This is a genomic window from Streptomyces sp. NEAU-W12, from assembly GCF_026242095.1.
In the GTDB taxonomy this organism is placed as follows: Bacteria; Actinomycetota; Actinomycetes; order Streptomycetales; family Streptomycetaceae; genus Streptomyces.
Map to the genome: position 1 here is coordinate 1 of NZ_JAPJDM010000059.1, position 11,145 is coordinate 11,145.

Here is an 11,145-nt window from a genome sequence, read left to right on the forward strand (position 1 = left end):
CGCAGAGCGAGATCTTTGACAAAGGCGGACCGGACCGCGTCGCCGGCGCCCGACCTCGTCGGCCGTGACTTCACCGCTCCGATGCCCGGGCTGAAGCTCGTCGGCGACATCACCTGCCTGCCCACGGCTGAGGGATGGCTGTATCTCGCGACCGTCATCGACCTGTGCACCCGTGAAGGTCGTGGGCTGGTCGATGGCCGGCCATATGCGCACGGAGCTGGTCTCGGACGCCATCCGGATGGCTCACGCGGGCGGACACACGGCAGGCAACGCGATCTTCCATTCCGACCGCTTGAGTCCGGGCAGTACACATCACACCACCACTGCCGACTTTCTTGGCCGTGCTGAGAAGGCCGTTGCACAGGGTGGCAATGGTGACCATCGGCTTGCTGCAGGCCCGCAGGTGCAGGGTGTGTTTGGGCAGTCTCCCGCTCGCGGCGCACCTGGGACACCCATGGGCTCGTCGAGCTCGTGACCAGGCCGCAAGCGACGAGCTTCAGCGCATCGAGGGCCAGTTCACGTCACCCATGACCTGCTTTGAGACTCTCTTCAGTGCCGAAACGCAAAGTTGGCCCTGCAAATTATTTTGCAGGGTTATTGTGTTTCTTGGTCAATCGTTGACTGAGCATTGGGATGCTCTAGAGGATGCGAACCGCCCGGAGGGAGGCCCATGTTCCGAGATATGGGGGCCGGGACTGTGTTGTCGGTCCTCGCCACCACTCTGCTCGATCCCTTCTCTTCGCACCTCCGCATCCTTTGCAGCCGCGCACGCAGCACGTCACGCCCTGGCCAAGGGTCAGCCCGGATTCAGGCTCTCCGGGAAGGTGCTGCGCGACGACAGCGTCACCTGTCGGGCCAGCCACCGCAGGGGGCCGACCGGCTCCCTGCGCACCTGCGATCGGTACCGCCCTACGGCAGCCTCCAGACCCGACTGCTCACACCTGAGCGAGGGCGCATCGAGGCAGCCGGATGAACCGGGGCAACACCCGTACCGCACACCACCGCTCATCGAGATCCTCAGCCCACTCCCCGGCGGCACTTCAAGTGTTCCGCTTGAGCAGAGCAGTCCCCCACCTGTCCTGTAGCCCGACGCGCCCCCACGGCGCGCCAGGAGGAGTCACCACACCATGCAACCCCTCATCGACAACGCCCGCACCTTCGGACAGCGCCCTGAGGAGTTCGCCGGCCTCGCCGAAGGCCAGTCGCCGGAGGTCCTGTTCATCACCTGCGCCGACTCCCGGGTTGTCCCGGCCCTGATCACCGGCGCCCGCCCCGGCCAGCTGTTCGAGCTGCGCACCGCGGGCAACATCGTTCCGCCATACGCCGCGGAACGCCCCACCAGCGAGGCGGCCACCATCGAATACGCCGTCGAAGTCCTCGGCGTCCTGGACATCGTGGTCTGCGGCCACTCCCACTGCGGTGCCATCGGCGCCGTGGTACGCGGCGACGACCTCGACGCCGTACCGGCTGTGCGCGACTGGCTCGCTCACGCCGCCGACGAGCCCAAGTGCTCCGACCCCACCGATCCGACGGTCGCCGAAGCCGTGCAGAACCACATTCTGACGCAGCTGCTGCGGCTGCGTTCCTACCCCTGCATCGAAAAGCGCCTACAGGCGGACCAACTCCGTCTGCATGGCTGGTACTACGAGGTGCACACCGGGGCCGTGCGCGAACACCGCGCGGAGACCGAGACGTTCGAGGCGCTGTGAAGGGGCTGACCGTGATGTCGAAGTTCCCTTACCTGCGGCAGGACTTCGCCGCCTCCATCGTCGTCTTCCTGGTCGCTGTGCCGCTGTGCGTCGGCGTGGCCGTCGCCTCCGGCGTTCCCGCCGAGCTGGGCCTCGTCACCGGCATCGTCGGCGGCCTCGTCACCGGGCTCATGCCTGGCAGCAGCCTCCAGGTGTCCGGGCCCGCCGCGGGCATGACCGTTTTGGTCTTCGAGGCGGTCAGTGAGTTCGGCGTGGCCGCACTAGGCGTGATCGTGCTGATGGCCGGTCTGCTCCAGCTCGCTATGGGCTTGTTCAGGGTGGGCCGCTGGTTCCGGGCGATATCCGTCTCCGTCGTCGAGGGCATGCTCTGCGGCATCGGCCTGGTCATCATCGCCGGCCAGATCTACGCGACGGCGGGCCTGAAGGCCCCGAACACCGGTATCGGCAAGATCACGGGCCTGCCGGGGGCATTAGCCGACGCCCTCGGCAACACCGAGGCCCTGACCTCCCTCGCCACCGGAGTGGGCACCATCGCCGTCATCGTGCTGTGGAAGAAGATGCCGAAGAAGGCGCAGGCCGTACCCGGCGCCCTCGCCGCGGTACTGCTGGCCATACTCGCCTCGCTCGCCTTCAGCCTGCCGGTCGCCACGGTCGAGGTGGAGGGCCTGCTCGGCGTCATCCAGCCGCCCGGCACCGAAGCCCTCAGCCAGATGGCCGGCCCGGCCATCTGGGGCACGATCATCGCGTTCGCACTGATCGCCTCCGCCGAGTCGCTGTTCAGCGCGGCCGCGGTCGACCGGCTGCACGACGGTCCCCGCACCCAGTACGACAAGGAGATGCTCGCCCAGGGTGCGGGCAACACCGTGTGTGGTCTGCTCGGTGCGCTGCCGATGACCGCGGTGATCGTGCGCAGCTCCGCCAACGTCCAGGCGGGCGCGAAGACCAAGGCGTCGCGTGTACTGCACGGCGTGTGGCTGCTGCTGTTCGCCGTCGCGCTGCCCTCCGCACTGGCGCTGATCCCGCTGCCCGCGCTCGCCGGCATCCTGGTGCACGCCGGCTGGAAACTGATCCCCTTCCGCCAGATCGCCGCGCTGTGGCGGGGCCACAAGGGCGAGGCGCTGATCCTGGTGGTCACGGCCGTGTCGATCGTCGCCGTGAACATGTTCGAAGGGGTACTCATCGGTCTGGCCCTGGCGGTGATCAAGACCGCCTGGGAGGCATCGCACCTGAAGACGGAGGTCATAGACAAGGGCGCCGGGCCGATCCAGGTACACCTGTCGGGCAACGCGACGTTCCTGCGGCTGCCGAAGATACTCGACAGCCTGGAGGCCCTGCCGCAGGACCGGCCGATCGAGGTAGACGTGTCCGGGCTGCACCACTTCGACCACGCCTGCCGCACGGCCCTGGAGAACTGGGCCCAGCGGCACAGCGCCCCCGACACCGAACCGGTGAAGGTCAAGACCGCGGAACCGGTGAGGTCTACGGCGCCGTAAGGAGGGATCTGCCGCCCGGCCGGATGCTCGACCCGAGCCCCCGGCCGAGCGGCTCGTCGCGGCAGCACGAACGAGGACCGACCCGACCGTCGCACGCAGCGCGCCGGCCACAGCGTTGATGTCCCTGCCGACCCGCTACGCCCGGTGCCTGGACAACGGGCAGACCACGAAGATCCAGGGGCATGGTCACCAGGGTGGCCCTTTCTCGGCGAAGAGCTCGGGCGCGGCCCTGCGCAGCCGCGCGCCCGGTCAGGTCCGTCGATGCCACAGCGTCCATGCGCCCGGCAGGCTGTCCGGGCCGGGCGCCTGACGGTTCAGAGTGCCTCCGAGGGGCTGGGGCCGACCAGTTCCTCCAGGACGTCTTCCATGGTCACGAAGCCGATGACAGTGCCCTTCTCGCCGGTGACGGCGGCCAGGTGGGGGCCGACGGCGCGCATGGCGGCCATGGTGTCGTCCAGCGGGGTGCCGATCTCCACCACCCAGCGGGTCTTTCCCAGGCCGGAGCCGTGGGCGGTGCCTCTGCGGGCGATCTTCGGTGTGATGCCGCGGGCCCGGAGGAGGCGTCGGTACGTGTCGTAGTCGTAGCCCCGATCGGCGAACAGGCGCCTGGGCCGGTGACGGGGGCGGCCACAGGTCCCGCGGATGTGCGGGATCGCGTCCAGCAGAGGCATCAACTGCGTGACGTCATGACGGTTTCCGCCGGTCAGGGACACCGCAAGGGGTGTCCCGTTTCGGTCGGTGATCAGGTGGTGCTTGCTTCCCGGACGGGCTCGGTCGACCGGCGAAGGTCCGGTGTGAGCCCTCCTTTGAGGGCCCGCACGTGTGAGCCGTCGACCGCCGCGTCGTCCATCTCCAGCAGTCCCGCCTTGCGCAAGTCGGCCAGCAGGACCTCGTGCAGACGCGGCCAGACGCCGGCCTCGGTCCAGTCCCGCAGCCGCCGCCAGGCCGTCACGCCGCTGCAGCCGATCCGCTCTGTGGGCACATCGGCCCAGCTCACGCCCTTGCGCAGCACGTAGACGATGCCGCGCAGTGCGGCCCGGTCATCCACCGGCAACCGTCCCGGATACCGGCGACGACGCGGCGGACGAGGAGGGAGCAACGGGGCCACGCGGTCCCACAGGTCATCAGGTACAAGATCATCCGACACTCGCAGAAGTCTGCCGTTGACTCAGCCCACAGCCAAGCCCTCCGCCAAGCTCATTCTGAAACGATCAGTAAGAGAACGACCCCGCCAGTGCCAAACCTCGAAGGTGACAACAAGCCTGCCTATGTGACAACCATCGCGCCTCGGCTCGACAGACAGGTTTATCGCAGTCGTGAATTCCGTGCTGCTAAAACCGGATGTTGAGCCACTCCACGTCCGCGAATTTCACCTCCAGGCCCGCACGTCCACCGCCGCCTTGACGGAAATAGGCGTCCGCGATGGCCTCCGCGACCGCGTCATGCAGATCGCCCTCCGTCGCACCCTCCTCCTGCGCGGCGATGATGGCGGCCGCGTGGGAGGGGGTGACGGCGACCGTGAGGTCCCGTACGCGGCCCGCGTCCGAGGTGCCCTCCGGACCGAGGCCGAAGTACGCCCGGCAAGAGATGACCAGCCCGCCCGAGGACGCCGCGCGCTGCCTGGCCTGTGCCCTGACCTGCGGTTGCCACTCCGACTCAGTCTCCTGCACCAGCGCCTCCTGGAGGCGCTCGTTCGGCCTGCTGGAGGCACCTGAGAGGTAGCGCTGCACCGTCTTGCGGGAGACACCCAGCCGCTCCGCCAAGCTCTTGGTGAAGCCCTTCTCCCGCTTGCGAAGGAATTTCATCTGGGCTCGCGCGGATTTCGGCGCGGCCGGGTGAACAGGGCGCGCTCCGCATGGGCGAAGCCCTCCATGATCTTGGCGCGGGTCCGGGCCGCGCGCACCAGTGGTTCGCGGACGGCGGCGGCCATACTCTGCTGCTTCAGCAGGTCCTCGCCGAACCGGCCTGGGCGAAGAAGCTCCCGGACGAGGACCGGCGCGGCCTGACCGCCTTGTTCTGGTCGAACATCAACCCCTACGGCACGTTCCGGCTGGAGATGGACAGGCGTCTCGATCTCGGCCTGCCGGTCGCCGTACCCCGCCCACGTACGTCGGCGACCGCCGACGACCAGCCCGTGACGGAGCCCCGCCATGCCCGCTGACAGTACAAGGGCAACGTCGAGAACATCGCCCTGGACTCTCCCGCCCGCGCCAACCTCGGCCACATCCCTGTATCCCCAAGTACGGGTTCAGGCGGCTCACCGGAGGCTTCGGGCGCAAGCGCGGTCACCAGGCGCAATCCGCAGTCACCACGTAGGCTGCCCACAGGGAGTCGTCGCTCGCGGGAGCACTCATGGCGACCGTTGATCCAGGTATGCAGGGGCGCGAGGCGTACGAGCGGCTGGCGTGGCGGGACGCGTATGAGCAGTTGTCGGCCGCCGACCAGCAGGGCCCGCTTGAGGCCGATGATCTTGACCGGATGGCGCGGGCGGCGTACCTGATCGGAGCCATCGACGCGGCGACCGAGACCTGGGAGCGGGCCCATCACGCGTTCCTGGAACGAGGGGACGCGGCGCCAGCCGTACGGTGCGCGTTCTGGATCGGGCTCACGCTCGTCCTCCACGGCGAGCACGCCCGCGGCGGCGGATGGCTGGCACGAGCGCAGCACATCCTCGAGGACGCGGCGCCGGACTGCGCGGAGCAGGGCTACCTGCGCATCCCCATGGCGCTGCAGGCCCTGAACCGTGGCGATCCCGAGGCAGCGCGCCACTCGTGCGTGGAGATCACCGAGATCGCCGACCGTTTCGACGATGCCGATCTGCGGGCGTTCGGAAGGCTGGGGCAGGGCCAGGCCCTGGTCGCGCAGGGCCGGGCGACGCAGGGCGTGGTGATGCTGGATGAGGCGATGGTGGCGGTGACCGCGGGAGAGGTGTCGCCGGTCACCGCCGGGATCGTCTACTGCGCCGTGATCCTCGCCTGCCGAGGGATCTTCGACCTCCGTCGCGTACAGGAGTGGACGGCGGCGCTGAGCCGTTGGTGCGCCACGCAGCAGGGCCTCAAACCGTACCGGGGCCAGTGCCTGGTGCACCGCTCGGAGATCATGCAGCTGCGCGGCGAGTGGGCCGATGCCATGGACGAGGCGCGGCAGGCGTGTGAGCACCTGTCCGAACCGCCCGGTGACCCGGTGCTGGGCATGGCGCTGTACCAGCGTGCCGAGCTGTTCCGGCTGCGCGGCGAGTTCTCCCGGGCCGAGAGCTGCTATCGCGAGGCCAACGCCTTGGGGCACTCGGCGCAGCCGGGCCTGGCGCTGCTCCGGCTGGCGCAAGGCCGCCTGGATGACGCTGCCGCCGCGATCCGCCGGACGGTCGGGGAGACCGAGGGGGCGGAGGAGCGGCCCAGGGTGCTGGCCGGCTGTGTGGAGATCGAGCTCGCCGCCGGAGCCGTCGAGAACGCTCAGGCCGCGGTGGACGAACTCGACAAGATCGCCGCCGGTTTCGATTCGCCGTACCTGCGGGCGCTGGCCGCGTACGCGCACGGTTCCGTGCTCCTTGCCGCCGGTGAACCGGAGTCCGCGTGCGTCGCGCTGCGCCGTGCGTGGATTGCCTGGCACGAAATCGACGCTCCCTACGAAACGGCACAGGTGCGGCTGCAGATGGCGCGGGCGTGCCGCCGGATCGGCGATCACGACACGACCGAGATGGAGCTGGAAGCCTCCCGCCGGGTGTTCGAACAGCTGGGCGCGGTACCGGCGCTGGAGCAGGTGCGGCAGCTCATGCGCCCGGCGGGCAGGGCCCCGTACCCGGGTCCCGGTGGTCTGACCCCGCGCGAGGTCGAGGTGCTCCGCTTGGTCACGACCGGTGCTTCGAACCGGGAGATCGCGGACCGGCTTGTCATCAGCGACAAGACGGTGGCCCGGCACGTGAGCAACATGTTCACCAAGCTGGGCATCTCCTCACGGGCCGCCGCCACCGCCTACGCCTACGAGCACGATCTCGTATAGGGCGTATAGGTCTCACATGGGTCCCGTACGGGGCGCACAGGTCCCGTATAGGCCGTACAGGTCTCGGCCGCCTGCACAGAAATACCCACACGGCGTGCGACGGTCGAGTTGGTTGCTGCGACCGATGCGGACAGCACCGTCCGACGCGGACTCTTTCCTCGTAGGCCCGACAGTCTCGAAGGCCTGCTGGGCCCTGATGAAGGGAGGCCGTGATGAGGACTGAGGAAAGGGCCACGAGCCCGGAGCCGTCCGCCGGTCAGCAGACCCGCGACCAGCTCCTCTCCGCGATGCCGCTGACCGAGCGGCAGGTGCAGCTGGCGACGGTGTCCACCGCCGTCCTGGAAGGCGGTGACGGCCCGCCGATCGTGCTGCTGCACGGGCAGGGGGAGTTCGCCGCCATCTGGATCAAGGTGGTCCCCGACCTGGCCAGGACCCACAGGGTGATCGTTCCCGACCTGCCGGGGCACGGCGCCTCCGCCGTCACGGAGGGCCGACTCGACGCCGACACGGTCGTGACCTGGCTCGACGAGCTGATCGAGCAGACCTGTCGGGGGAGGCCGCCCGTACTGGTCGGCCACCTCCTCGGCGGAGCCATCGCCGCCCGGTACGCCGCGCACCACAGCGGCCGCCTCGCCCAGCTGATCCTCGTCGACACGCTGGGTCTGAGCTTGTTCCGGCCGGCTCCGAGCTTCGCGGTGCCCATGATGGGCTTCGTCGCCCATCCGACAGCGAAGAGCCGGGACCGCCTGTTCAACCGGTGCTTCTACGACTGGGACCGGGTGGGCGAGCAGACGGGGGAGCAGTGGGAGCCGCTGCTCGACTACGCCCTGGACCGGGCCCGCACACCGAGTGTGCAGACGGCGCTCCGCCAGCTCATGCCGCGGGTCGCCATGCCGTCGCTCCCGTCCGGCGACCTCGACTGCATCGACGTCCCCACCGTCTTGATCCACGGCCGGCATGGCCTCCAGGTACGACTGCGGACGGCCGAGTCGGCGAGCGCCCGGCACGGCTGGCCGCTGTACGTGATCGAGGACTGCCGGGACGATCCCGCCATGGAGCAGCCGGGGGCCTTCATCGACGCGCTGTGCACTGCGATGGGGGCATCGGGAGAGACACGGAGAGCGGCACCGGGAAGGGATTCGGGAGTGAAGGGATCGGCATGAACACGCGAGGGTTCGAAGTCGCCGGGTTGGGCGGCGGCCACGTCGGCCTGACCTCCGCGCAGGTCGAGCAGTTCGACACCCGGCTCGAAGGGCCGTTGCTCACGGCCGGGGACGAGGGCTGGGACGAGGCCGTCCTGGTCTGGAACGCCATGGTCACGGCGAAGCCTTCGCTGGTCGTCCAGGCGGCCTCGGCCCAGGACGTGGCCACGGCCGTCCGGTTCGCCACGGACCACGGCCTGCTGTTGAGCATCAAGGGCGGCGGCCACAACGTCGCCGGAACGGCACTCGCCGACGGCGGGCTGACCCTCGACATGTCCCGCATGCGCGAAGTGACCGTGGACCCGGCCGCCCGCCTCGCGCACGCCGGTCCGGGATGCCTGCTGCAGGACATCGACCGGGCGACCCAGCAGTACGGCCTCGCTGCGGTGCTCGGGTTCGTGTCCGAGACGGGAGTCGCCGGTCTGACCCTCGGCGGCGGATTCGGCTACCTGACGCGCCGGTTCGGCTGGGCGGCCGACAACCTGGAGGAGGTCGAGATCGTCACGGCGGATGGAAGGATACGGACCGCCGACCGGGCGGAGAACCCGGATCTGTTCTGGGCGATCCGGGGCGGTGGCGGTAACTTCGGCGTCGTCACCCGCTTCACCTTCCGGCTGCACGAGGTCGGCCCCGTCATCACCGGCGGCCTGGCCGCCTGGAGTGCCGACCGGGCGGACGAGGTGCTCGCGACGTACCGGGAACTTACCGCGGCCGCTCCCCGCGAGCTGACGGTGGTGGCGGTCATCCGGCTCGCGCCGCCCGCGCCGTTCGTCCCGGACGAGTGGCACCTCAAGCCCGTCGCCGCGCTGCTCGTGTGCCACAGCGGCGCAAACGCCGAGGCCGACCTCGCCCCGCTGCGTGCCCTTGGAGAGCCGATCTTCCACCTGATCGGTGCGAAGCCGTACGTGGCTCAGCAGTCGATGGTCGACGCGATGGAGCCCAAGGGGCTGAACCAGTACTGGAAGGCCGAGTTCCTCCCCGGCCTGCCGGGCGCGTACCTCCCCACCTTCCGGGACGCCGCGCTGGAGGTCGCGTCCCCCCTGTCCTTCTCTGTCATCTTCCACCTCGCGGGTGCGCTGAACGAGTCCACCGGCGACGGTGGAGCGGTCGGCAACCGGGAAGCCCGGTTCATCAGCGGCTTCTCCGGAGTGTGGCCTCCGCAGGCCGATGGCGACCGGATCGTGACCGCCGTCCGCAAGGGATGGGAGAGGATCCGCCCGTTCTCGACCGGCGGGAACTACGTCAACTTCCAGCTGGCCGAGGACGACGCCACCAGAACCGCCGATGCGTACCGGGGCAACTACGAGCGCCTCCGTCAGATCAAGGCGGAGTACGACCCGGACAACGTCTTCCGAGTCAACCGCAACATCCGGCCAGGCAGATGAGGGTGTCGTCCTGATCTGCGGTTCCAACACGCCGCCGGAGTGCATCACCCCGACGGCGACCACCGTCTTCGGTGTCCACATGATGTGGCGGCAGGGAGGCGCCACCCGCCGGGAAGCTGTCCGTGGGACCCGAGCGGACGTTCGGGCCCCCTCAATCCCGGCGGACTGGAGTGTCGGCAAACGACCGTCTGCCGACACTCGCCCCGGTGATCACGAACCCGCAGGTGGGTGCTGTCGACAGTCGCGTCGGAAATCAACGTCGGCGAACGGTCCGGCCGATAGATTCCGACACATGCTCATCGGCTAACGCACGGGTCTCGACCGCCGACCAGAACCCCGATCATCAGATTGACGCTCTGCTGCGGGCCGGCGTCGACCGCGACAACATCCACGTCGACAGGTCGAGCGGCGCAAAGGCGTCCCGCCCGAAGCTCGACCTCGTCCTCCAGCTGCTGCGCGGGGGCGACACGTTGCAGGTCACTCGCCTCGACCGGCTCTCCCGCTCCGTCCTGCACCTGGTGACCCTCGGCGCCGACCTGCGCGAGCGCGGCATCGGTCTGCACGTCATCGAGCAGGGCACCGACACCTCCACCATGGAGGAGCGGGCGATGTTCGGGATGCTGTCCGTGCTCGCCGAGTTGCAGCGCGAGCTGATCGTGGCGAACACCAACGACGGACTCGCCTTCGCCCGCGCCCGGGGCCGGGTCGGCGGGCGCCGCCCCAAACCCACTCCGGACCAGGCCGAACTGGCCCAGCATCTCTACGACGCCCGCGAGAAGACCGTCCAGCAGATCGCCGACATATTCAACGTGGGCCATGGGCGTGCTGGGCTGGTCGCCGTGAGGGAGCGCAAGCCCTAACTGGACCGACCTGTCCGACGAGCAGTGGGCGCTGGCCGGTGCAGCCGGTAATCGCCGCGTGGAAGGCCGCACATCCCTCGGTCAGCGGCCATCAGGGCCGGTACGCGATGCGGGAGATCGTCAACGCGCTGCTCTGCCAGGGCCGCACCGGCTGCCAGTCTCGGACAGATTCGTTGCTGTTCAGTGACATGGGCTTGGGAGAGTCTCGGTATGGCAAGAAGGGCAAGTCCGCAGGTGCGGCGCCGGATAGTCGGTGCGGGAATGATGGTGGCTGTGCTGGCGGGCCTGGCCACAGCGTGGTGGTACGGCTACGTGCAGGTGCCGGGGTTGCCGATGGCTGCCCTGTCGCAGACCGGTGAGATCAAGACGGCTAGGGCCTGTTGTGAAAGTGCTGGTCACAGCCACTCGTTGATGGCTGCGACCAGCACGGTCGCTTCGTAGCGGACGGCGAGTTTGTCGTAGCGGGTGGCGACGGCCCGGTGGCGCTTGAGCCGGTT

At 69.2% G+C, this 11,145-nt stretch carries 8 protein-coding genes and 4 pseudogenes; 9 read left to right on the forward strand and 3 right to left on the reverse strand.

Features of this window, described 5'->3' with window-relative positions; translation table 11 throughout:
* The 3 genes and pseudogenes from ORI94_RS34475 to ORI94_RS34485 form a co-directional block, all read left to right on the forward strand.
* Positions 1 to 292: pseudogene (locus tag ORI94_RS34475) on the forward strand (DDE-type integrase/transposase/recombinase); the annotation flags it as partial.
* Positions 293 to 1,127: 835 nt separating this feature from the next.
* Positions 1,128 to 1,709 (forward strand): carbonic anhydrase, encoded by a 582-nt coding sequence (locus ORI94_RS34480; protein WP_266082959.1) that lies wholly within the window; start codon positions 1,128 to 1,130, stop codon positions 1,707 to 1,709.
* A 14-nt stretch (positions 1,710 to 1,723) separates the two neighbouring features.
* On the forward strand, positions 1,724 to 3,202 hold the full coding sequence (locus ORI94_RS34485) for a SulP family inorganic anion transporter (protein ID WP_266082961.1): 1,479 nt from the start codon (positions 1,724 to 1,726) through the stop codon (positions 3,200 to 3,202).
* Positions 3,203 to 3,672: 470 nt separating this feature from the next.
* On the opposite strand, the pseudogene ORI94_RS34490 reads toward ORI94_RS34485, so the two are convergent.
* Both ORI94_RS34490 and tpg read right to left on the reverse strand, forming a co-directional pair.
* Positions 3,673 to 4,349 (reverse strand): annotated as a pseudogene (locus ORI94_RS34490) (IS5 family transposase); the annotation flags it as partial.
* Positions 4,350 to 4,533: 184 nt separating this feature from the next.
* Positions 4,534 to 5,007 carry a telomere-protecting terminal protein Tpg gene (gene tpg / locus ORI94_RS34495; protein WP_266082965.1) on the reverse strand — a complete coding sequence of 158 codons (474 nt, stop codon included), beginning with the start codon at positions 5,005 to 5,007 and terminating at the stop codon, positions 4,534 to 4,536.
* Positions 5,008 to 5,057: 50 nt separating this feature from the next.
* Between tpg and ORI94_RS34500 the strand changes: the two genes are divergently transcribed.
* The 6 genes and pseudogenes from ORI94_RS34500 to ORI94_RS35435 form a co-directional block, all read left to right on the forward strand.
* Positions 5,058 to 5,363 carry a hypothetical protein gene (locus tag ORI94_RS34500; RefSeq protein ID WP_266082967.1) on the forward strand — a complete coding sequence of 102 codons (306 nt, stop codon included), beginning with the start codon at positions 5,058 to 5,060 and terminating at the stop codon, positions 5,361 to 5,363.
* Between the two features lie 191 nt (positions 5,364 to 5,554).
* Positions 5,555 to 7,201, forward strand: coding sequence for a LuxR family transcriptional regulator (locus tag ORI94_RS34505; protein WP_266082969.1), 1,647 nt, complete (start codon positions 5,555 to 5,557; stop codon positions 7,199 to 7,201).
* Positions 7,202 to 7,413: 212 nt separating this feature from the next.
* A complete protein-coding gene (locus tag ORI94_RS34510) occupies positions 7,414 to 8,364 on the forward strand; it encodes an alpha/beta fold hydrolase (protein ID WP_266082971.1) in 951 nt (316 codons plus the stop codon).
* Positions 8,361 to 9,788: an FAD-binding oxidoreductase gene (locus ORI94_RS34515; protein WP_266082973.1), complete on the forward strand. Its 1,428-nt coding sequence runs from the start codon at positions 8,361 to 8,363 to the stop codon at positions 9,786 to 9,788. Before ORI94_RS34510 ends, ORI94_RS34515 begins: the two co-directional genes overlap by 4 nt.
* A gap of 206 nt (positions 9,789 to 9,994) precedes the next feature.
* Positions 9,995 to 10,648, forward strand: a complete 654-nt coding sequence (locus ORI94_RS34520; protein ID WP_266082975.1) for a recombinase family protein — start codon at positions 9,995 to 9,997, stop codon at positions 10,646 to 10,648.
* A gap of 10 nt (positions 10,649 to 10,658) precedes the next feature.
* Positions 10,659 to 10,806, forward strand: a pseudogene (locus tag ORI94_RS35435) (transposase); the annotation flags it as partial.
* 237 nt (positions 10,807 to 11,043) lie between these two features.
* Here ORI94_RS35435 and ORI94_RS34525 read toward each other — a convergent pair.
* Positions 11,044 to 11,145: pseudogene (locus ORI94_RS34525) on the reverse strand (IS5/IS1182 family transposase); the annotation flags it as partial.

Excerpts from the sequence above, each read along its gene's own strand:
- ORI94_RS34480 (WP_266082959.1), top strand. The coding sequence starts at position 1,128 with ATGCAACCCCTCATCGACAACGCCCGCACCTTCGGACAGCGCCCTGAG.
- ORI94_RS34485 (WP_266082961.1), top strand. The coding sequence starts at position 1,724 with ATGTCGAAGTTCCCTTACCTGCGGCAGGACTTCGCCGCCTCCATCGTC.
- tpg (WP_266082965.1), bottom strand. The coding sequence starts at position 5,007 with ATGAAATTCCTTCGCAAGCGGGAGAAGGGCTTCACCAAGAGCTTGGCG.
- ORI94_RS34500 (WP_266082967.1), top strand. The coding sequence starts at position 5,058 with ATGGGCGAAGCCCTCCATGATCTTGGCGCGGGTCCGGGCCGCGCGCAC.
- ORI94_RS34505 (WP_266082969.1), top strand. The coding sequence starts at position 5,555 with ATGGCGACCGTTGATCCAGGTATGCAGGGGCGCGAGGCGTACGAGCGG.
- ORI94_RS34510 (WP_266082971.1), top strand. The coding sequence starts at position 7,414 with ATGAGGACTGAGGAAAGGGCCACGAGCCCGGAGCCGTCCGCCGGTCAG.
- ORI94_RS34515 (WP_266082973.1), top strand. The coding sequence starts at position 8,361 with ATGAACACGCGAGGGTTCGAAGTCGCCGGGTTGGGCGGCGGCCACGTC.